Origin of the sequence: Pseudarthrobacter sp. Y6, assembly GCF_050156205.1 — a bacterium.
GTDB lineage: Bacteria > Actinomycetota > Actinomycetes > Actinomycetales > Micrococcaceae > Arthrobacter.
This window is the reverse complement of sequence record NZ_CP189574.1, coordinates 507,497-527,808: the sequence shown is the minus strand read 5'-3', so window position 1 is coordinate 527,808 and position 20,312 is coordinate 507,497. Positions and strand designations below refer to the sequence as shown.

The following is a 20,312-nucleotide window of genomic DNA, read 5'->3' as shown; positions in this document are numbered from 1 at the left end:
AAATTTTTCAACGGCCGGACTTGGGGGCAAAGATCCTGGCGATCAGCCGGGCGCCAAGGTTCAGGACCATCACCAGGATGATCAGCACCAGGGCGGCGCCCCACGCCCGCTGCGACGACGGGTCCGGGTTGGCCGGTGATGTGGGGTTCAGGATCTGGGTGTAGATGAATGTGGGCAGAGAGGCCATCCAGCCACCGAATACGTTGTTGTTGATGCTGGTGGCAAACCCGGCGGTGACCAGGATGGGCGCAGTCTCACCGATCACGCGGGCGATCGCCAAGGTGACGCCGGACGCGATGCCGGAGATCGCGGTCGGGATCACCACCTTGAGGATGGTGCGCCACTTGCGCACACCCAGCGCGTATGCCGCTTCGCGCAGTTCGTTGGGGACGATCTTGAGCATTTCCTCGCTGGAACGCACCACTACGGGGATCATCAGGACGGAAAGCGCGACGGCGGCGACGGCACCGGTTTTGGTGCCGGGCCCCACCACGGCGAAGAAGAACGCTGCGGCGAACAGGCCGGCCACGATGGACGGTATGCCGGTCATCACGTCCACAAAGAACGTGATGGCGCGGGCCAGGCGGCCGTCATTGCCGTACTCCACCAGGTAAATGGCGGTCAGCAGGCCGACGGGCACGGAGATCACGGTGGTTACCAGCGTGATCTGGATGGTGCCCAACAGTGCGTGGTAGATGCCACCGACCACAGGGGCGCCGTCTTCGACTGCCTTGTTGTCGTAAACGCCCGTGACGCCGTTCATGGAGCTGGTCAGGAAGCCCGGGGCGATCAGGCCGGGAACGCCGTTGACCAGCACCGTCCAGATCACGGAGATCAGCGGGAGCAGCGCGATCAGGAACGAGCCCACCACCAGGCAGGTGGCCAGCTTGTCCTTGGCCTTGCGGGAGCCTTCCACCACGGCGCTCCAGCCCACCAGGCCGGCGGCGAAGAGGATGGCCGAAACAATGCCCCAGCCGAAGGCGTTGAACCCGATCAGTGCAAGGATCGCGGCGCCCACGATGAGTGCGAGTGCCAGGACGACGTACGGCGCAAATGCGGGCAACTGGCCCTTGGTCAGGGCTGAACGCTTACTGCGCACGGGAGTGATAGTGGAGGACATTTAGTTTGCTCCCGAGAATTCTTTGTGCCGTGTGATGATCCAGCGGGCGATCATGTTGACTCCCAGGGTGATCACAAAAAGTACCAGGCCGGCAGCGATCAGCGTGCTGACCTTGAGGCCGCTGGCTTCGGGGAAGTTCAGGGCGATCTCCGCGGCGATGGTCTGGTTGCCGGACGTGATCAGGCTGGCGGTCAGGGCACCGGAGGAGAGGACCAGGGCAACAGCCATGGTCTCGCCCAGCGCACGGCCCAGGCCCAGCATGACGGCGCTGATGATGCCCGGGCGGGCGAACGGCAGGACTGACATTTTGATCATTTCCCAGCGCGTGGCGCCGAGGGCCAGGGCGGCTTCCTCGTGAAGCTTGGGCGTCTGCAGGAAGATTTCACGGCTCAGGGACGTGATGATCGGCAGGACCATCACCGAGAGCACAATGCCCGCGGTCAGGATGGTTTTGCCGGTGGCAGAGGCGGGGCCCTGGAAGATGGGCAGCCAGCCCATGTTCTCGGCCAGCCAGTTGTAGGCGGGGGAGATTTCCTTGGCGAGGAACGCCGCTCCCCAGGCGCCGTAAACCACCGACGGGATGGCAGCCAGGAGGTCCACCACGTAGCCAAGGCCGGAGGCGAGTCCGCGCGGGGCGAAGTGCGAGATGAACAGGGCCACGCCGATGGCGACGGGTGTTGCGATCACGAGGGCGATGACGGCTGCAATGAGCGTGCCAATAACGATCGGCCAGATGTAGGCGAAGAAGCCTTCGCCGCCCTGGATCTCGGCGGCCGGGGCGGTCAGCGCCGGAATGGCCTGGACAACGAGGAACAGGGCCACGCCGAACAGGACGGCGAGGATGAGGCACCCGGCGGCCAGGGCGGCGCCGGAAAAGATCTTATCCCCGGCGCGGCCTGCGCCCTGGGAACTGCTCAGGGGGGTGGCGGTCATTCCAGACCCTTCGGTTGTGGGTGGTGCCTAAATCGAGCTTGCAATGCCAAGTTCCCCGCCCCGCCTTTCGGCGTGGCGGGGAACATGGTTCAGGGACAGGTACTAGGACTTGACCTTGATGGATTCGATGGCCTTGACGGCCTTCTCGGCGAGGGCCGAGGAGAGCGGTGCGGACTTCGCGGAGTCAGCAGCTGCCTTCTGGCCGGCGTTGGAAACTACGTAGCTTTCGAAGGCCTTGACGAGGTCAACGGTTTCCTGCTTGTCGTAGGTGGTGCAGACAACGTGGTAGGAAACCAGGACCACCGGGTAGGCACCCTTTGCTGTGGTCTTGCGGTCCAGCTTGATGGCGACGTCGGTGGCGGAGCGGCCTTCGACGGGCTTGCCGGCTTCAACGGCCTTGGCAGCGGCGTCGGCGGAGATCTTGACGAACTCCTCGCCCACCTTGATGGACGCGGTGCCCAGCTTGCCGCCCACGGCGGAGTCATCCGCGTAGGTCACGGCACCCGGGGTGTCGGTAACGGTCTTGACGACGCCGGAGGTTCCCTTGGCGTTCTCGCCCTGCAGGGCTGCGGGCCAGATGCCGGCAGCCTTGTCGGTCCAGACATCGGCAGCAGCCGCGGCCAAGTAATCGGTGAAGTTAGTGGTGGTACCGGAATCGTCAGAGCGGTTCACCGGGGTGACCTTGAGGTCCGGGAGGGTGACGCCCGGGTTCAGGGCGGCGATCGCGGGATCGTTCCAGTTGGCGACCTGGCCACGGAAGATCTTGGCCACGGTGGCGGCGTCAAGCTTCAGCTCGGTGATGCCGGGGAGGTTGAACGCCACAGCGATCGGGGAGATGTAGACCGGGATGTTGATGGCACCTTCGGGGCCGCACTGGGTCTTGGAGCTGGCCAGCTCTTCATCCTTGAGGTACGCGTCGGAGCCGGCGAACTGGGCCGAGCCGTCGATGATTGCCTTGCGGCCTGCGCCGGAACCGTCCGGGGAGTACTGCACGGTGGCGCCGGGGTTGGCGGCGGCAAAGCCGGCCTTCCAGGCGTCCATGGCTGCGCCGGTGGAGGATGCGCCGATGCCGGTCAGCGTGCCGGTGACCTTGGGGCCGGCAGAAGTCTGGGTGCCTGCAGGCGTGGTGCCCGTGGCGTTGTCTGAACCGCAGGCGGTGAGCGCGAGTGCGCCGGCTGCGATTACAGCGATAGCCGCGTGGCGGCCGAAACGGAGTGCCTTCACTAGATGTACCCCTTCCAGGGATATTCAGTAGCGGGCAGGGCCGGAGACGCCCTGCAGCGCGATGCGTACGTTTTGTACCTTTAATGAAGGTATGGGCCGCAGGTAACGGGACGGGCAGCCACGGGTGAACAGAAGATTAACGACGGCGGCATATTGGCTTACAACTGGGGCGTCACCATTGCGCGCGTCACACTTTCGGTCTTAGGTGCCCGGGCGGCAAATAGACTGGTGGGCATGGCCGCAGCAGCAGGACTCTCAGCAAGCAGGCGTTTCCTGCGCGGACGCATCCGCACCGGCCTGGTCCGGAGCCGGAATTCACTTGTCCCCGCCGTCCAGATGACCTCGTGCGCAGTGGGGGCCTACGCCTTCGCCGAGTATGTTCTGGGGCACTCCGGTCCCCTCTTTGCAGCCACATCGTCACTGATCGCCCTGGGCTTCTCGCGTGACCCGCGGCTGCGCCGGGTGATGGAGGTGGGACTCGGCTGCACCATCGGGATCGCAGTAGGTGATCTGCTGCTGCACTGGCTGGGCAGCGGAATCTGGCAGGCCGCCGTCGTACTTCTGTTCTCCATCCTGCTGGCCCGTTTCCTGGACAGCGGCAACATCTTCACCACGCAGCTGGGGCTGCAATCCTTGCTGGTGGTGCTGCTGCCGGCGCCCGATGGCGGGCCCTTCACGCGCAGCCTGGACGCCGTGGCGGGCGGCCTTTTCGCCCTCCTGGTGACCGTCCTGATTCCCAAGGACCCACGCCGGGAGCCCCGCAAGGATGTCCGCAAATTGCTGCACGAGCTTGCCGAGGTGCTGCGGGAATGTGCCACCGCCCTGAGCAACAGCGACTCCACGCAGGCCTGGCACGCGCTGATCCGAGGCCGGAACTGCCAGCCGCTGGTGGACGCGATGCGCCATTCCCTGCGCGCTTCCGGCGAGGTGGCCATGCTGGCGCCGGCCCACCGCCGGCACCGCGACGAGCTGGACCGGCTGGAGAGTTCCCTTGACTTCATCGACCTGGCGCTCAGGAACAGCCGCGTCTTTGCGCGCCGGCTGACCAGCGCCATCAACCATGCCGCGCTGTCAGACAACGCCACCGAGAACATTGCAGACGTGCTCCAGGAAACCGCGGCCGCGATTGATGAACTGTCGCTCGGCCTGGCGGAAATGCACGACGGCGTGCGCCGCGCCCATCTGCGCACGGCCCGGCAGGACTTCAGCGAGATCGCGCTGCGGCTGCACCCCAAGCTGCTGGAGGTCGAGCGGCTTGAGGGCGAGACTGTGGTGATGCTGTTCCGGCCGCTCATGGTGGACCTCCTGGAGGCCACCGGCATGGAGGCGCGCGAGGCCCGGGACGTGCTGCCCGGCCTGTAGCGGTGGCGCCGGTGGTTGAGCGTGTCGAAAGCCGGTGGTTGAGCCTGTCGAAACCCCCGGGGGTTGATGGATCTCGACAGGCTCCATCACCAGAGGATTGTCGGTGCCCGCCAGTAGGGTGGAACCCATGGCAACAAAGACTTCCCGGGCGTCCAAAGCGCCGGCTTACAAGTGCGCCGAATGCGGCTGGACCACGGTCAAGTGGGTCGGGCGCTGCGGCGAGTGCCAGGCGTGGGGCACGGTTGAGGAAACCGGCGCCGCTGTAGCGCGTACGACGGCGGCCACCACAGTTCTGGAGCCGGCCCGCCGGATTGCCGAGGTGGATGCCACCACGGCGGCTTTCCTGCCCACCGGCGTGGACGAGCTGGACCGCGTGCTGGGCGGCGGCCTGGTCCCTGGCGCGGTCATCCTGCTGGCCGGGGAGCCTGGCGTGGGCAAATCAACGCTGCTGCTGGACGTCGCGGCCAAGTTCGCCCGCACCGCGCAGGACGTCCTGTATGTCACGGGCGAGGAGTCCGCCGCGCAGGTAAAGCTGCGCGCCGAACGGATCGACGCCGTCGCGGATTCCCTCTACCTCTCAGCGGAAACGGACCTGGGGCAGACACTGGGACAAGTGGAGAAGATCGAGCCCCGGCTGCTGATCGTGGACTCGGTCCAGACGCTCAGCAGCGCTGATGTGGACGGCAGCGCCGGCGGCGTCTCGCAGGTGCGTGAGGTTGCCGCGTCCATCATCGCGGCGGCCAAGCGCCGGAACATGACCACTTTGCTGGTGGGGCACGTGACGAAGGACGGGTCCATCGCGGGACCGCGGCTGCTCGAACACCTGGTGGATGTGGTGTGCCAGTTCGAAGGCGAGCGTCATTCCCGGCTCCGGATGCTGCGCGCGGTGAAGAACCGGTACGGGCCCACGGACGACGTCGGCTGTTTTGACCTGAATGAGAACGGAATCGAAGGGCTCACGGACCCCAGCGGACTGTTCATCAGCCGCACCAAGGAGCCGGTCTCCGGCACCTGCATCACGGTGACCATGGAAGGGCGGCGGCCGTTGCTGGCCGAGGTGCAGTCGCTGCTGGCCGAAAGCGCCAACTCCCAGCCGCGCCGCGCCACCAGTGGACTGGACAGTTCACGGGTGTCCATGCTCCTGGCGGTCCTGCAGCAGCGTGCCGGCTGCCTGCTGCACAAGGACGATTCCTATGTGGCCACGGTGGGCGGCGTGAAGCTGAGTGAACCGGCCACTGACCTCGCGGTTGCCCTGGCCGTCGCGTCCGCGAAGGCCCGCAAACCCCTGCCCATCCGGCTGATTGCCTTCGGCGAAGTCGGCCTGGCCGGAGAGGTCCGGCCGGTGCCCGGCATCAACCAGCGCATTCAGGAAGCGCACCGGCTGGGGTTCACCCACGCCGTGGTCCCGGCCAGCCACAACGGGCCGGGACCCGTCCCGGCGGGCTTCTCGGTCCGCGAAGTGGAGCACCTCACGGAGGCACTGAGCCTGCTTATCGGCTAGCGGCGCGGACTGATGAATCGGAGGCAAGGAAACGTCCACGCAACGGGCTAGCTCCCCGTAATCACCAAGGCAACACTGTGTCCGCCGAAGCCAAAAGCGTTCACCAGGCCGGCGGGGGCGGAACCGGGCGCCAGCGTGTGGGCCTTCTCCGTCACGACGTTCAGGTTCACCTCAGGATCCAGCGCCTCGACGTTCACCGTTCCGGGGAGCTGTCCGGTTTGCAGGGCCTGGACCACCACGACGGCGGCGAGCGCACCGGCGCCGCCCAGCAGGTGGCCGGTGTGGCCTTTGGTGGAGGTCACGGGCACGTCGGCACCGAAAATAGCGTTGATGGCCTGGGCTTCCAGCCGGTCCCCTACCGGGGTGGAGGTGGCGTGGGCGTGGACGAAGCCGATCTCCGAAGCCTTCATTCCGGCCGAGGCCAGGGCCTTCTGCATGACCCGCCGCTGCATGGCCGGGTCCGCGGCCACGATGTCGTTGGCATCGGAGGTTACCGCCCCGCCGGCCACTGCGCCGAGGATGGCGGCGCCGCGCGCCCGGGCGTGTGCCTCACTTTCAAGCACCACAATGCCGGCGCCTTCGGCGAGGACAAATCCGTCGCGGCCGCCGTCGAACGGGCGCGAGGCGCGCTGGGGTTCGCTGTTGCGTGTGGAGAGTGCCCGGATCTGGGAGAAACCGGTGATCACCAGGTCGTTGACTGAAGCGTCCACGCCGCCGGCAATCACGACGTCGGCCGCTCCGGAGCGGATCATTTCGGCACCCTGGACAATTGCTTCCGCGCCGGACGCGCAGGCGCTGACCGGGGTCCGGGCTCCGCCGCGGGCGCCGAGGTCAATGGAGACCCAGGCCGCGGGGCCGTTGACCATAAGCCGGGTGAGGGTGTGCGGCGAGACCCGGCGCGGGCCGCCGCTGGCAAGCGCACGGTCCTGTTCGAGGGTGGAACCGAGGCCGCCATAGGCGGAGCCGATCACTACGGCAAACCGTTCGGGGTCGACGTCGGGCGCTCCCGCCTGCTGCCAGGCTTCCCGGGCAGCCACCAGCGCCAGTTGCCCGCACCGGTCCATGCGCTTCAGCTCGCGCGTGGTGAGGTGTTCCGAAAGATCCGCGGTGACCTGTCCGGCCATGCGCACGGGCAGCTGCTCCGCCCAGTCCTCATCCAGCGCGGCGATGCCGGACTGTCCCGCCAGCAGGCCGGCCCAGGTCTCCGCCACGGAGGAGCCGAGCGGGTTGATGGTGCCGGCGCCGGTGATCATCGCACGGTGTTGGTCTGCAGACATTGGACGCTACTTTGCGGGGTTGTGGGTGCCGATGGGCACGAGGGTCAGATCGGGGTGGTTCTTCTCGATCCGGCGCAGGGCCCAGACGTCGTTGAACAAGGCGAGGTATTCGCCGTCGGACCTCAACAGCACCTCAGCGCCGGGCACGTTCGCCAGCGTGGGCATGGCGTCCGCCGTCGAAATCCTGGCGATGGAGTACGGCAGGCGTTCCAGCCGCATGGGGGCGCTGAAGTCATGCGCCATGCGGTCCTCCACCACTTCGAACTGCATCGGGCCGACGGCGGCAAGCACCGGCGCCTGATCGCCGCGGACGTCGGAGCGGAGCACCTGGATGACGCCCTCGTGCTCGAGCTGCTCGATGCCGCGGCGGAACTGCTTGAACTTGCTGGGGTCCTGGGACCGGGCCACCTGGAAGTGTTCCGGGGCGAACAGCGGGATGGCCGGGTACTCCACTGCGCCTTCGAGGAAGAGGCTGTCGCCGACGCGCAGCGTGGAGGCGTTAACCAGGCCCACGACGTCGCCCGGGTAGGCCTCGTCGATGACCTCGCGTTCGCGGCCGAACACCTGCTGGGCGTACTTGGTGGCGAAGGACTTTCCGGTGCGGGTCTGTGTGACCACCATGCCGCGTTCAAAAACTCCGGAGCAGACGCGGATGAAAGCGACGTGGTCTCGGTGAGCCTTGTTCATGCCTGCCTGGACCTTGAAGACAAAGCCGGAGAAGGACGATTCAACCGGGCGCGGGCTGCCCTCAATGTCCGGCCGGGGTGCGGCGTGCGGCGCGAAGTCAACCAGGGCGTCCAGCAGTTCCTTCACGCCGAAGTTCAGGGCGGCGGAGCTGAACAGGATGGGAGTGGCGGTGCCCGCATGGAAGGCTTCGACGTCGAATTCGAGATTGGACTCGACGACCAGGCCGGCCTCGTCCACGGCGTCGGTCCAGTTGCTGCCCTGCGTCTCCGCGGCCTCTTCGGGCGTGAAGTACTCGGTCAGCGCGATGTTGGCGCCGGAATTGTTGCGCTGGAAGCGGGCGAAGCGGTCCTGGCGGAGGTCCCAGACGCCGCGGAAGTCACCGGAGATGCCCACGGCCCAGGTCAGCGGCATGGGCTTCAGGCCGGTGCGCTCGGTGAGCTCGTCCATCAGCGCCAGGGCGTCCAGACCGGGCCGGTCCCACTTGTTGATGACGGTGATGATGGGCAGGTTGCGCTGCTTGCAGACCTCAAAGAGCTTCATGGTCTGTGTTTCCAGGCCCTTGGCGGCGTCCACGAGCATCACTGCGCAGTCGACGGCCGCCAGGACGCGGTAAGTGTCCTCGGAGAAGTCCGCGTGACCGGGGGTGTCCAACAGGTTGATGACGGTGTCCCGGTACGAGAACTGCAGGGCGGCGGAGCTGATGGAGATGCCGCGGTCCTTCTCCATCTGCATCCAGTCCGAGACCGTTTCCTTGCGGTTGGCCTTGCCGCTGGAGGCACCGGCGGTGCCGATCACCTTCGCATGAAGCGCCAAGGCCTCGGTGAGGGTGGATTTGCCGGCGTCGGGGTGCGAAATGACAGCAAAGGTCCGACGCCGGGCCGCCTGTTTGTGAATCTCGTTGACCCGGGCGGGGCTAAGGACATCTTGGGACACGGTGCTACTTTCGCTGCGATGGGGACGACTGCGGCCGGGACAACCCTGGCGCGTGAGAGGGAATAGGACTGGCCGAACGCCAAGTTCCAAGTTTATCGCAGTGCCGGGCTGGCGCCGAAGACTGAGCGCGCCCCGCTACGTCACAGAGGCTGCAGCGCGTTTCGACGCTCCTCTTCCCTTTCGACACGCATAATCCCTGGGGACCCTGATATACCCGGGTCCCCAGGGATCATGCGCGTCGAACTCCCGCTGCGGTCAGGCCTTGAGCTTGGGCTGCCATCTCCTGGTCGGCGCAGGGCAGGCGCACCGAAACGCCTCCCGGACAGCCGCCGTCGTACGCGTTCCCGAGGCACTTCGCGGCACCCCCTAACGAGGCACTTTGGGGCTTGTCCGTGCGGTTATTGCCGCTTCTTACCTCTATCATTGAGCTTGCGGGAAACTGAGTACTTTTGATCCTGCCGGCTGAGTGTAAAACCGGCATACCTGCGGGCGGCAGCCTGCACCTTTGAAGGGAACACCTATGGCTCGGAGCCCCGAAGAATCGCTCAAGGCGACTCTGGGCAGAGTGGCTCCAGGCACGCCGTTGCGCGATGGCCTGGAACGCATCCTCCGGGGACGGACCGGTGCGCTGATCGTACTGGGCTCGGACCGGACCATCGATTCCATCTGCTCCGGCGGCTTCGACATCGGCATCGACTTCTCCCCCACAAGGCTCCGCGAACTGGCCAAGATGGACGGCGCCATCATCTGCGACAAGGACGCTGGCAACATTCTGCGCGCCGCGGTGCAGCTGGTCCCGGACTCAAGCATCGAAACGCAGGAATCCGGCACCCGGCACCGCACGGCGGAGCGCGTGGCCATCCAGACCGGCGTTCCCGTGATCTCCGTCAGCCAGTCCATGCAGATCATCGCGCTGTACGTGAACGGGCTCCGCCACGTGCTGGAGGGATCCGAAAAGGTCCTGGCCCGCGCCAACCAGGCCCTCGCCACGCTGGAACGGTACCGTTCGCGGCTGGACCAGGTGACCAGTTCCCTGTCCGCCCTGGAGATCGAGGCCATGGTGACCGTCCGCGACGTCGCGGTCACCCTGCAGCGCCAGGAAATGGTCCGCCGGATCTCCGAGGAAATCTCGCAGTATGTCCTGGAACTTGGCGAGGACGGCCGCCTGCTGTCCCTTCAGCTCGATGAGCTCACGGTGGGCCGCGGCCCGGGCAGCGACGTCATCATCCGCGACTACGCCGGACCGGACGCGTCCGCCGAGGACATCGAACGGGCCGTCAGCGCGCTGGTGAACCTCGGCCCCACTGAGCTGATAGACCTGGGCAAGATCTCCGGGATCGTCGGTTTTGCCGGCGGCGAGGCCAACCTCGACGCCGTGGTGCAGCCCCGCGGTTACCGGCTGCTGTCCGGCCTCAAGGCAGTCCCAAACGCTGTTGCCGACCGCCTCGTGGACCATTTCGGCGGCCTGCAGTTCCTGATGGCGGCCACCATCGACGACCTCATGACCGTTGACGGCATCGGCGACCAGCGCGCCCGCACCGTCCGCGAAGGCCTGAGCCGCATGGCCGAAGCCAGCCTGCTGGACCGCTTCCTCTAAGCCTGCATCGATTGTCCCCACCGGCCCCCTCGCCTCGCAAGTCCCTACCGGCCAGGGAACCCTGCCGGCGTGGGCCCATGGCCCTTTCGAGCCCCCAAAAGGGCCCCTGTGGAGCAATGGATGGAGAGTGGAGTCAGCTGAGCTGGAACACAGTCTTGGGGCTGGCCCTCGAGCCGAGCTTGGCCGTGAAAATGTAGTATGCCCCGCCTGCTCCTGGTTTGGCTTCGATGGGGCTGCAGCCTTCCAACGTGCGGTTACGGGCCCACGGGAAGTTTGCCGTCTCGCTGGCGCCCGGGGCAATCGTCTTCACGAGGTCTTCGCTTTTGGCTTGGCAGTCCTTGGACGAGAAGATCCTGTCCGCGCCGCTGGTCACCAGGAACTCCATCTGGGACGTTCCGATGTTCACCTCGCACGGCACGGTTCCGCCATTGGTCACCTTCAGGGTGAGCAGCGGGTTCTCATCGGGGCCGTAGGCGGCTTTGTCGGTCGAAGCAGACACCGTCACCAGGTTTTGGTTGCAGGAAGGCGTAGGCGTGGGAGTGGGAGTGGGTTCGCTGCCCGCAGTTTCCGACAGCGAGGCGCCCGGGGCGGGGGCAGATCCGGTGGCGCCGTCGGTGGAGGATGCCGGCTCGGTGCCGCTGAAGGCACCGGCCACCGCAAAGCCACCGAAAGTGAGCGCCATCGCCATCAGAAGGGCTGTTCCCACAAAAAGCCGACGACGGCGGTAGACGGCCGCGCTCGGCTGCCGGGTAGCGCCGGAACCGCCCCTGGAACCGGGTGCGGATGCCGTTTTGCGTGGTGATGAATTGCCTTGCCTGCCCATCCTTCTAGGCTAGAGAACGCGCCGGATTCTGCCGTCCCACCACGCCGGTCCCCCGGCCACCGCTAACGTCACAGTTTGTCCGCGGCATCTTCGCGTGGGCTCCCGGGAATCCACTACAGTGTTGGGATCGACGCTACAACCCTTTCCCCAGTCATGCCCGCGGACGGCTCGTCCGGCACGGATGAACTCCGCCCCGACCAGCTCGCCGCGCTGCACCGCAGGATCACCGGCTGGTTCGCGGAGACGGCGAGGGATCTGCCCTGGCGTGAACCACACTGCTCACCGTGGGGAGTCCTGGTCAGCGAGATCATGCTGCAGCAGACCCCCGTGGTGCGGGTTCTGCCGGTCTGGCGGGAATGGCTCGAGCGCTGGCCCACGCCGGCCGCTCTTGCCGATGAGCCTGCCGGGGAAGCCGTCCGCTCGTGGGGCAGGCTCGGCTACCCCCGCCGGGCACTCCGCCTGCACGCGGCCGCCACTGCCATCGTCCGCAACCACGGCGGCAAGGTCCCTGGCAACTACACCGAGCTGCTGGCCCTGCCCGGTGTGGGCAGCTACACGGCCGCGGCCGTTGCCGCCTTTACCTTCGGACGCCGGGAGACCGTGGTGGACACCAACATCCGGCGTGTGCACGCGCGCCTGATTTCCGGCGTCGCGCTCCCCTCACCATCGCTGAACGCTGCGGAGATGCGGCTCGCGGCGGAACTCCTGCCGGACGACGTCGGGACCTCCGTGCGCTGGAACGCTGCGGTTATGGAACTGGGGGCACTGGTCTGCACGGCGCGGGCGCCTAAGTGCGCGGACTGCCCGGTGCGGGACGCCTGTGCGTGGCTGGCAGCCGGCGAGCCGCCGCCGTCGTACGTTCCCAAAGGACAGGCGTGGCACGGCACTGACCGGCAGGTCCGGGGTGCCGTGATGGCTGTGCTGCGGCTTGCGGACGCGCCGGTGCCGGCGGAAATGTTCCAGCGGGAGCCTGCCGACTTGGGCTTCGCGGCGGACGGAATCGGCGTCCCCCTGTCCGCACTGCACCGCCTGAACTCCGCGCCGGAACAGCTCGAACGTGCGATTGCCGGCCTCCTTGACGACGGGCTGGCCGAACTGCACCAGGGCGGCTACCGGCTGCCCGCCTGAGGCGTCTTTAGGGTGGCCCGCGGCTGAATGGCATACTTTCTGGTGACTCGAACCGGGGGAAATTCATGAGACTCGTGTTGTACATCATCTGGGCGCTGTTTGTTGCCGGTGTCATTTTTGCGCTGGTCCGTTCACTGCGGAAAACCAAGCGGCAGGAAAAACTGATCGCCAGCTGGCCAAAGGTGCGGGCGACCGTCACTGGAAACGTGGCGGGCTGGACACATGGCGGAGGCGGCTCAACGCGGAGCAGGCGCTTCTATCCCACCTACCAGTTCGCCGACCCCAACGGGACCCTATATGCGGGCGAATCCGAGGTCTCGTACGCCAACCAGCAGGCATCAGGATCGCTCCTGGAGGTGGCCTACAACCCGGCGAATCCCAACCAATCGTTCCAGGTGGCGTCCGAATCAAAAATGGTGATCGGGTGCCTGATGCCGGTCTTCGCATTTTTCGCCCTGCTGCTGTTCTGGGTCGCCGGCAACTTCCCGCTGGGCTGACCCGTGGACTCCCTGAAACTGCTGTTCATCGTGGTGCCCGGGCTTTTCCTTGCCGCGGGCCTGATCCTGATGGGGCTCTCCCTTGCCGCGTCTTTCCGCCGGAATCGTTCCATGGCGGGATGGCTTGAGGCTTCGGCCACCGTCACGGGAAACCTGCATGGCACGGACGGACCCGCGAGCAACGGCCGGAACCGGTTTGCGCCGTCGTACGAATTCTCGGACGCCGGGGGCAGGCGCTGGCTGGGGCAGTCCGATATCTACAGCCAGGACCAGGCGATCATCGGCACCCACATCCCGGTGGTCTACAACCCGGCCAATCCCGCCGAATCCACGCTGCCGGTCTTCGTTGTTGCCAAGGGCCGGCTGGCCACGGGTCTCATTATGGTGATCTTCGGGGCAGCGGCCATAACAATGTTTGCATCACTTTCCTGGTAGCAGTGCCGGCTTCCGGCTCCGGATTTAGGCTGAAGTATGGGCAAGCCCGGGGTACTTCTGGCACTGATGACGACGACGGTGCTCACCGCTGGCTGCTACTACTACCCCGTCCCGGCGCCGTGCCCCATGATTGCCCAGGCTACTGCAGTCTCGGTGACGGTGGCGCGGGAGTACGTGGCGCAGGTGGGATCGCTGCGCCTGAAGGCGTGCCAGGACGGCGTCTGCAAGGAAGCCGCCGTCGAGCTTATTCCCGGAACGGCATCCATTGACCAAGGCTGCGCACCGGACGGTGTCTGCTCTGCCACGGCCTCCCCGGACGGGACCATGATCGGGATGCTGATGCTGGAGTCCCTCACGGAGGCCCCGATGGCGCTGACCGCCACGGGTATTTCTCCGGGCGGATCGGCACTCCCTGTGCGCACCTTGGATTTCCGGCCCCGCGGCGCCTATCCCTTCGGGGAGCAGTGCGGGAGGTTCGTCACTGCTTCGGTGATCCTGGACGCCGGGGGCCTGCGACCGGCTGCGTGACTCTTGGGAGACAAGGCCCGCCTGCACCGCCCTTGACTTCCACTCAGGACACTTCTACGGTCTGTATTACTAGCATCGGCAACGCTGGATGTACAACAGGTTCGCCGCCCGGGAAGGGGTTACGATGCCACTCTCAGATAGGGAGCGGAAACAGCTCGAGGAGCTGGAATCGGGCCTGGCGGCAGACGACCCGAGGCTCGCCGAGGAACTCTCGTCCGGCTCCGTGGGCCTCAGGTTTGGGCGCCGCACCTACTTCGGTGCCATCGCATGCCTGCTCGGGCTGGTGTTGCTTATTGTCGGGGTCAGCACGCAGATCATCGTAATCGGCGTCGGCGGCTTCCTCCTGATGGGAGGCGGCACGTACCTGCTCGTGGATAAGCGCTCCTTCAGTCTGGGCCGCAGCAGCCAGGTCAAATAGGCGGCTAATCAGGCCGGCGCCTCTGCCAGCCACGCCCACATCAGTCCACGGCCTACGGCTCGCCGAAGCCCGCCTGCACCAGGCCGCCGACGTAGTTCAGGGCACGCTCGGCGTCGGGCCCCCAAGCCTCGATATGGAGCACGGATCCCTTGCCAGCCGCCAGGATCATCAAGGATGTCATTGAGGCGCCATCCACGCCGTTGACCGTGACTTCGGCGTTGAGGGACGCCAGACCGCCCGCGATCTTGGCTGCCGGACGGGCGTGCATGCCGGCCTCATTCACCAGTTCGAAGTCGCCGGTGAAGTCCGGCCCGGGACCCGTGACGGACCCTTCGGTGACGGTGCTGGCGGCGAGCACCGGCGAAGCAACCGCCACATCCGGCCCCAACCCGTAGACCGCTTCGGCGGCACGTTTGACTGCCTTCACATCGGCGCCACCCTGCGCGGCCACGGCGGCAGCCACGAGGCCTTCCACCAGGGGCGCGTCCGCCAGCAGTACACCGGCTGGCTCCTCAACGAGCTCCAGAGCCGATTCCGCCGTCATCACGGCCGATCCCAGGTCCGTCAGGACCACCACGCCATCGCCGCCGGCCGCCTGATCCAGGGCAGACATGACTTTCTCCAGGCTTGTTCCGATCCTGCCGTCGGCGGTGCCCCCGGCGGCGAGGATTACGACGTCGGGGGCCATCTGGGCGGCAAGCTCCACGGCGCCGTCGGCAATTTTTTCGCTATGGGACACCACCACCAGGCGTACCGTCACGCTGCGGCCCCAACAGCAGCCCGGAGAATGAGGGCGCTGGAGGCGGCGCCCGGATCACGGTGGCCCGCGCTCCGCTCCCCCAGGTAACTGGCGCGGCCTTTGCGGGCAACCAGCGGGTCGGTGGCCACGGCGCCGGCCTCAGCCGCCTCTGCGGCAGCGACCAGCACTCCAAGGACGGTGCCCGTACCGTCCGCCGCGGCGGCCTGCGCTGCCTCAGCGGCGGGGGTCCAGGCGTCGACCATGGTCTTGTCGCCGGACTCGGCCTTACCCCGGGCCACGATGCCGTCGCGGGCGGCCACGAGCGCATCGGCTAGGCGCCCCGGATCAATCTCGGCGGCGTCTCCCAAAGCGGTGGAGGCGCGCAGGAACGCGGTTCCGTACAAGGGTCCTGCGGCGCCTCCTACTTTGGACATCAGAGTCATGGCAGTCAGCTTCAGGGCCGCGCCGGGTGTCTCAGGCTGGGCTTCAGCCAGTTTCTCCAGCACAGCCTGGAAGCCGCGGTCCATGTTCTCGCCGTGGTCCGAGTCCCCGATGGCACGGTCAAGTTCGATGAGCCACACCCTGTGTTCCGCCATGGCCTGGGCGCAGAGCGTCAGCCACCTAACGGCCCAGTTCACGTCCAGCACCACGGTTACACGCCCCAGCGCAGGGCTGCGGTGTGCACGGGGGCGTCCCACAGCTGCGTCAGTTCATCGTCGAGCCGCAGCACGGAGATGGAGCAGCCCTGCATTTCCAGGGCGGTGATGTAGTTCCCCACAGCGAGCGTTCGACCGCGGCTCCACGTTCTGCGATCACCTGGGCAGCGCGGCGGTAGACGATGTAGAGCTCACTCAGGGGCGTGCCGCCCATGCCGTTGACGAACAGCAGGACTTTCTCGCCGCCGGTGATGCCCAGGTCGCTGAGGACCGGGTCAAGCAAGCGGTCGGTGATGCCGTCGGCGTTCTCCATCGGGATTTTGTGCCGGCCGGGCTCGCCGTGGATGCCGATGCCGATCTCGATTTCATCATCCGCCAGGTCGAAACTGGGCGTTCCCGCATGCGGTACTGTGCACGCGGACAGCGCGACCCCCATGGTGCGGACGTTGCTGTTGACGCGGTCACCGATCGCGGCCACGGCATCGAGGTTGTCGCCCCGCTCAGCCGCGGCGCCGGCGATTTTCTCCACCAGAACGGTGCCACCCACTCCGCGGCGGCCTGCGGTATACAGGGAGTCCTCCACCGCGACGTCGTCATTCACCAGAACCGTACGGATGTCCACACCTTCGGCCTGCGCCAGTTCCGCTGCGGTCTCAAAGTTCAGGACGTCACCGGTGTAGTTCTTAACGATATGGACGACGCCGGCGCCCGAGTTAACGGCGAGCGTCGCCGGAAGGATCTGGTCCGGCGTCGGCGAGGTGAACACCGCCCCCGGCACGGCGGCGTCGAGCATTCCCAGCCCGACAAAACCGGCGTGGAGCGGCTCGTGGCCGCTGCCCCCGCCGGAAACTAGTCCGACCTTCCCTGCCACCGGCGCGTCTTTGCGCGTGACGTACTTCGGATCGGCAGTGACGGTGACGAGTCCCGCGTGGGCCAGACCAAATCCCTCGACGGATTCGTCAACCACGGAACGGGGATCATTGATGAGCTTTTTCATGGCGGAACTCCTGGGGTGTGGGTGCTTCCTGGAGGATGCACTTTGACCCTACTACCGCAACATGAAGTCCGGTAGCCTGCGACGATCCGGTGGAAGCGGTAAGGGACAGCCCCCAATGACCGTCCCTTACGGCAGGACCCAAACTGCAACCTTGTCAGTTTATCCATCAATTCGCCATAAAGCTATCTTTGTCACAGGGTGACTTCTTGCCGCGGTCGCCCGGGCAGGATGATGAGGGGTGTCTACAGGGTCTTGATCATGCGGGTATTGCCCAGGGTGTTGGGCTTGACCCGCGCCAGGTCCAGGAACTCGGCAACGCCTTCGTCATGGGAGCGCAGCAACTCGGAGTAGACCACCGGGTCCACTGCCGTCTGGTCGGCCATGACCTCGAAGCCATGACGCTTGAAAAAATCCACCTCGAACGTGAGGCAAAAGACCCGCGCCACGCCCAGTTCACGGGCCCCTGCCAGCAGGCTTTCCACCAGCACGTGCCCCACCCCCTTGCCGCGCCACGCATCCGATGCGGCCAGCGTGCGGACTTCAGCGAGATCCTCCCACATAACGTGCAGGGCGCCGCAGCCGATGACTTCGCCGTCGTCGGCTTCTGCGATCCGGAACTCCTGGAGGCTCTCGTAATAGGCAACCGTCTCTTTCGCCATCAGGATCCGATGCTCAGCCAACGGGGCAACAAGGCCCTTGATGGCGGCCACGTCACTGGTACGTGCAGAACGGATACGGAAAGAGTCAGAGTCGGTCACACCACAATCCTACGAGGCAGGGGCGGCTGCGCATGACAACGCAAAGGCCCCGCCTGCTCCCGGTGGGAGCAGGCAGGGCCCTTGGCTGACGCAACGAAGTTAGACGCTCGGGGCGATCTCCGGGATGCGCGGCTTGGCGTTGCCGGCGAACGTGAACTTGGCGTCGTCGCCTTCGCCATCCACGTCCACTACAACGATGTCGCCCGCGTGGAGCTCGCCGAACAGGATCTTCTCGGAGAGCTGGTCCTCGATCTCGCGCTGGATGGTGCGGCGCAGCGGCCGGGCACCCATGGCGGGATCGTAGCCGCGGGTAGCCAGGAGCACCTTGGCCTTGGGCGTGAGCTCAATGCCCATGTCCTTGTCCTTGAGTCGCTTCTCCAGGCGGCCAACGAACATGTCCACGATCTCGATGATCTCGTCCTGGGTGAGCTGCGGGAACACCACAACGTCATCCACACGGTTCAGGAACTCCGGACGGAAGTGCTGCTTAAGCTCCTCCGTCACACGGGCACGCATCCGGTTGTAGCCGGTCTGTGTGTCTGTGCCGGACTGGAAGCCGGTGGCAACGCTCTTGGAGATGTCCCGGGTACCCAGGTTGGTGGTCATGATGATCACGGTGTTCTTGAAGTCCACCACACGGCCAGCGGAATCGGTCAGGCGGCCGTCTTCCAGGATCTGAAGGAGTGAGTTGAAGAGGTCAGCGTGCGCCTTTTCCACTTCGTCGAACAGGACCACGGAGAACGGGCGACGGCGAACCTTCTCGGTCAGCTGGCCACCCTCTTCGTAGCCGACGTAGCCCGGAGGGGCACCGAAGAGCCGCGAAACCGTGTGCTTTTCGGAGTACTCGGACATGTCCAGGGTGATGAGGGCATCCTCGTCACCGAACAGGAACTCGGCCAGGGCCTTGGCAAGTTCGGTCTTGCCGACGCCGGTGGGGCCGGCGAAGATGAACGAGCCGCCGGGGCGCTTGGGGTCCTTCAGACCAGCACGGGTACGGCGGATAGCCTGGGACAGGGACCTAATGGCCTCGTTCTGGCCCACCACACGCTTGTGCAGCTCGTCTTCCATGTGCAGCAGACGCGAGGACTCTTCCTCAGTCAGCTTGAAGACCGGGATGCCTGTGGAGTTCGCCAGAACTTCAGCGATCAGGTCCTCGTCCACCTCGGAGATATCGTCCATGCCGCCGGACTTCCAGTGGCGTTCCTTCTCCGAGCGCTCGGTGATGAGCTTCTGCTCCTTGTCCCGGAGCGAAGCGGCGCCTTCGAAGTCCTGGGCGTCGATGGCGGATTCCTTCTCCATCTTCAGCTTGGCGATCCGCTCATCCATGGCCTTCAGCTCCGGCGGAGCGGTCATCCGGCGGATACGCAACCGGGCGCCGGCCTCGTCGATCAGGTCGATCGCCTTGTCCGGCAGGAAGCGGTCCGAGATGTAGCGCTCGGAGAGGTTCGCAGCGGAGGCGAGGGCGCCGTCGGTGATGGTTACGCGGTGGTGCGCCTCGTAGCGGTCACGCAGACCCTTGAGGATCTCAATCGCATGCGCAACCGAAGGCTCCTTGACCTGGATCGGCTGGAAGCGGCGCTCCAGCGCGGCATCCTTCTCGATGTGCTTGCGGTACTCATCCAGGGTGGTGGCACCGATGGTCTGCAGTTCACCGCGCGCCAGCATGGGCTTCAGGATGGACGCAGCATCGATGGCCCCTTCAGCAGCGCCGGCACCCACAAGCGTGTGGATCTCGTCGATGAAGAGGATGATGTCGCCGCGGGTGCGGATTTCCTTAAGGACCTTTTTCAGTCGCTCTTCGAAGTCACCGCGGTACCGGGAGCCGGCCACCAGTGAACCGAGGTCCAGAGTGTACAGCTGCTTGTCCTTGATGGTTTCCGGGACGTCGCCGCGGACGATCGCCTGGGCGAGGCCTTCGACGACGGCGGTCTTGCCGACGCCGGGCTCACCGATCAGGACAGGGTTGTTCTTGGTGCGGCGCGAAAGGACCTGCATAACGCGTTCCATTTCGGATTCGCGTCCGATCACCGGGTCAAGCTTGTTCTCGCGCGCAGCCTGCGTCAGGTTGCGGCCGAACTGGTCCAGAACCACGGAGCCGGCAGGAGTGCCTTCGGGCTGACCGGGGCCGACACCTGCGCCGGTGGTTTCCTTGCCCTGATAGCCGGAGAGCAGCTGGATGACCTGCTGGCGGACCCGGTTGAGGTCTGCCCCGAGCTTGACGAGCACCTGGGCGGCAACACCTTCACCCTCGCGGATGAGGCCCAGCAGGATGTGCTCCGTGCCGATGTAGTTGTGGCCCAGCTGCAGGGCTTCGCGCAGCGAGAGTTCCAGCACTTTCTTGGCGCGTGGGGTGAAGGGAATGTGACCGGACGGGGCCTGCTGGCCCTGGCCGATGATCTCCTGTACCTGCTCGCGCACGCCGTCGAGCGAAATGCTCAAGGACTCAAGAGCTTTGGCGGCAACGCCCTCACCTTCATGGATCAGACCCAAGAGGATGTGTTCGGTACCAATGTAATTGTGGTTCAGCATGCGTGCCTCTTCTTGGGCAAGCACAACTACGCGACGGGCACGGTCCGTAAATCGCTCAAACATTTCGCCACACTCCTAGCTACGACGTACTTTGATGCTACGTGGCAGACCCACTCTTGGGGAGCGTGTTCGCCACAGGGGAAACATGACGTGTTCAACCTCCCGTCACC

General features: G+C 65.9%; 18 protein-coding genes and 1 pseudogene. 8 read left to right on the top strand and 11 right to left on the bottom strand.

Going from position 1 to position 20,312, the window contains the following annotated elements; genetic code table 11:
- Positions 1-7: 7 nt before the first annotated feature.
- From pstA to pstS, 3 genes are all read right to left on the bottom strand, one after another.
- A complete protein-coding gene (gene pstA, locus ACQCSW_RS02565) occupies positions 8-1,120 on the bottom strand; it encodes a phosphate ABC transporter permease PstA (protein WP_426989368.1) in 1,113 nt (370 codons plus the stop codon).
- Positions 1,121-2,053 carry a phosphate ABC transporter permease subunit PstC gene (pstC, locus tag ACQCSW_RS02560; RefSeq protein ID WP_354250059.1) on the bottom strand — a complete coding sequence of 311 codons (933 nt, stop codon included), beginning with the start codon at positions 2,051-2,053 and terminating at the stop codon, positions 1,121-1,123. It abuts the gene before it with no gap.
- 102 nt (positions 2,054-2,155) lie between these two features.
- Complete coding sequence (pstS, locus tag ACQCSW_RS02555; RefSeq protein WP_426989367.1) at positions 2,156-3,277, bottom strand: phosphate ABC transporter substrate-binding protein PstS; 1,122 nt, start codon at positions 3,275-3,277, stop codon at positions 2,156-2,158.
- A gap of 234 nt (positions 3,278-3,511) precedes the next feature.
- Between pstS and ACQCSW_RS02550 the strand changes: the two genes are divergently transcribed.
- Together ACQCSW_RS02550 and radA are read left to right on the top strand one after the other, a co-directional pair.
- Positions 3,512-4,639: an FUSC family protein gene (locus ACQCSW_RS02550; RefSeq protein ID WP_426989366.1), complete on the top strand. Its 1,128-nt coding sequence runs from the start codon at positions 3,512-3,514 to the stop codon at positions 4,637-4,639.
- Between the two features lie 127 nt (positions 4,640-4,766).
- Positions 4,767-6,140, top strand: a complete 1,374-nt coding sequence (gene radA / locus ACQCSW_RS02545; RefSeq protein ID WP_426989365.1) for a DNA repair protein RadA — start codon at positions 4,767-4,769, stop codon at positions 6,138-6,140.
- A 47-nt stretch (positions 6,141-6,187) separates the two neighbouring features.
- Here radA and ACQCSW_RS02540 read toward each other — a convergent pair whose 3' ends face one another.
- Together ACQCSW_RS02540 and ACQCSW_RS02535 are read right to left on the bottom strand one after the other, a co-directional pair.
- Positions 6,188-7,417: a beta-ketoacyl-[acyl-carrier-protein] synthase family protein gene (locus tag ACQCSW_RS02540; protein WP_426989364.1), complete on the bottom strand. Its 1,230-nt coding sequence runs from the start codon at positions 7,415-7,417 to the stop codon at positions 6,188-6,190.
- 6 nt (positions 7,418-7,423) lie between these two features.
- Complete coding sequence (locus tag ACQCSW_RS02535) at positions 7,424-9,037, bottom strand: peptide chain release factor 3 (RefSeq protein WP_426989363.1); 1,614 nt, start codon at positions 9,035-9,037, stop codon at positions 7,424-7,426.
- A 520-nt stretch (positions 9,038-9,557) separates the two neighbouring features.
- Between ACQCSW_RS02535 and disA the strand changes: the two genes are divergently transcribed.
- Complete coding sequence (gene disA, locus ACQCSW_RS02530; RefSeq protein ID WP_354250066.1) at positions 9,558-10,634, top strand: DNA integrity scanning diadenylate cyclase DisA; 1,077 nt, start codon at positions 9,558-9,560, stop codon at positions 10,632-10,634.
- Positions 10,635-10,767: 133 nt separating this feature from the next.
- On the opposite strand, the gene ACQCSW_RS02525 is transcribed toward disA, so the two are convergent.
- Positions 10,768-11,457 (bottom strand): hypothetical protein, encoded by a 690-nt coding sequence (locus ACQCSW_RS02525; protein WP_426989362.1) that lies wholly within the window; start codon positions 11,455-11,457, stop codon positions 10,768-10,770.
- A 153-nt stretch (positions 11,458-11,610) separates the two neighbouring features.
- Between ACQCSW_RS02525 and ACQCSW_RS02520 the strand changes: the two genes are divergently transcribed.
- From ACQCSW_RS02520 to ACQCSW_RS02500, 5 genes are all read left to right on the top strand, one after another.
- Positions 11,611-12,585 (top strand): A/G-specific adenine glycosylase, encoded by a 975-nt coding sequence (locus ACQCSW_RS02520; protein ID WP_426989361.1) that lies wholly within the window; start codon positions 11,611-11,613, stop codon positions 12,583-12,585.
- Between the two features lie 65 nt (positions 12,586-12,650).
- The gene (locus ACQCSW_RS02515) at positions 12,651-13,082 is read left to right on the top strand and encodes a DUF3592 domain-containing protein (protein ID WP_111907478.1); all 432 of its coding nucleotides are present in this window, start codon (positions 12,651-12,653) and stop codon (positions 13,080-13,082) included.
- Positions 13,083-13,085: 3 nt separating this feature from the next.
- Positions 13,086-13,517, top strand: coding sequence for a DUF3592 domain-containing protein (locus ACQCSW_RS02510; RefSeq protein ID WP_426989360.1), 432 nt, complete (start codon positions 13,086-13,088; stop codon positions 13,515-13,517).
- A 36-nt stretch (positions 13,518-13,553) separates the two neighbouring features.
- Positions 13,554-14,045, top strand: coding sequence for a hypothetical protein (locus tag ACQCSW_RS02505; protein ID WP_426989359.1), 492 nt, complete (start codon positions 13,554-13,556; stop codon positions 14,043-14,045).
- Positions 14,046-14,169: 124 nt separating this feature from the next.
- Entirely contained in the window at positions 14,170-14,463 is a 294-nt protein-coding gene (locus tag ACQCSW_RS02500; protein ID WP_426989358.1) for a DUF3040 domain-containing protein, read from the top strand.
- A 52-nt stretch (positions 14,464-14,515) separates the two neighbouring features.
- On the opposite strand, the gene dhaM is transcribed toward ACQCSW_RS02500, so the two are convergent.
- From dhaM to ACQCSW_RS02475, 5 genes and pseudogenes are all read right to left on the bottom strand, one after another.
- Positions 14,516-15,223: a dihydroxyacetone kinase phosphoryl donor subunit DhaM gene (dhaM, locus tag ACQCSW_RS02495; RefSeq protein WP_354250072.1), complete on the bottom strand. Its 708-nt coding sequence runs from the start codon at positions 15,221-15,223 to the stop codon at positions 14,516-14,518.
- On the bottom strand, positions 15,220-15,852 hold the full coding sequence (gene dhaL, locus ACQCSW_RS02490; RefSeq protein WP_354250073.1) for a dihydroxyacetone kinase subunit DhaL: 633 nt from the start codon (positions 15,850-15,852) through the stop codon (positions 15,220-15,222). Before dhaL ends, dhaM begins: the two co-directional genes overlap by 4 nt.
- 2 nt (positions 15,853-15,854) lie before the next feature.
- A pseudogene (gene dhaK / locus ACQCSW_RS02485) lies at positions 15,855-16,855 on the bottom strand (dihydroxyacetone kinase subunit DhaK).
- 242 nt (positions 16,856-17,097) lie between these two features.
- On the bottom strand, positions 17,098-17,613 hold the full coding sequence (locus ACQCSW_RS02480; RefSeq protein WP_426989357.1) for an amino-acid N-acetyltransferase: 516 nt from the start codon (positions 17,611-17,613) through the stop codon (positions 17,098-17,100).
- A gap of 99 nt (positions 17,614-17,712) precedes the next feature.
- Positions 17,713-20,205, bottom strand: coding sequence for an ATP-dependent Clp protease ATP-binding subunit (locus ACQCSW_RS02475; RefSeq protein WP_354250075.1), 2,493 nt, complete (start codon positions 20,203-20,205; stop codon positions 17,713-17,715).
- Positions 20,206-20,312 lie beyond the last annotated feature (107 nt).

What these genes read in the sequence shown, in the direction of transcription:
- pstC (WP_354250059.1), bottom strand. Translation starts at nt 2,053, where the DNA reads ATGACCGCCACCCCCCTGAGCAGTTCCCAGGGCGCAGGCCGCGCCGGG.
- disA (WP_354250066.1), top strand. Translation starts at nt 9,558, where the DNA reads ATGGCTCGGAGCCCCGAAGAATCGCTCAAGGCGACTCTGGGCAGAGTG.
- ACQCSW_RS02515 (WP_111907478.1), top strand. Translation starts at nt 12,651, where the DNA reads ATGAGACTCGTGTTGTACATCATCTGGGCGCTGTTTGTTGCCGGTGTC.
- ACQCSW_RS02520 (WP_426989361.1), top strand. Translation starts at nt 11,611, where the DNA reads ATGCCCGCGGACGGCTCGTCCGGCACGGATGAACTCCGCCCCGACCAG.
- radA (WP_426989365.1), top strand. Translation starts at nt 4,767, where the DNA reads ATGGCAACAAAGACTTCCCGGGCGTCCAAAGCGCCGGCTTACAAGTGC.
- ACQCSW_RS02550 (WP_426989366.1), top strand. Translation starts at nt 3,512, where the DNA reads ATGGCCGCAGCAGCAGGACTCTCAGCAAGCAGGCGTTTCCTGCGCGGA.
- ACQCSW_RS02500 (WP_426989358.1), top strand. Translation starts at nt 14,170, where the DNA reads ATGCCACTCTCAGATAGGGAGCGGAAACAGCTCGAGGAGCTGGAATCG.
- ACQCSW_RS02475 (WP_354250075.1), bottom strand. Translation starts at nt 20,205, where the DNA reads ATGTTTGAGCGATTTACGGACCGTGCCCGTCGCGTAGTTGTGCTTGCC.
- ACQCSW_RS02540 (WP_426989364.1), bottom strand. Translation starts at nt 7,417, where the DNA reads ATGTCTGCAGACCAACACCGTGCGATGATCACCGGCGCCGGCACCATC.
- pstA (WP_426989368.1), bottom strand. Translation starts at nt 1,120, where the DNA reads ATGTCCTCCACTATCACTCCCGTGCGCAGTAAGCGTTCAGCCCTGACC.
- ACQCSW_RS02525 (WP_426989362.1), bottom strand. Translation starts at nt 11,457, where the DNA reads ATGGGCAGGCAAGGCAATTCATCACCACGCAAAACGGCATCCGCACCC.
- ACQCSW_RS02505 (WP_426989359.1), top strand. Translation starts at nt 13,554, where the DNA reads ATGGGCAAGCCCGGGGTACTTCTGGCACTGATGACGACGACGGTGCTC.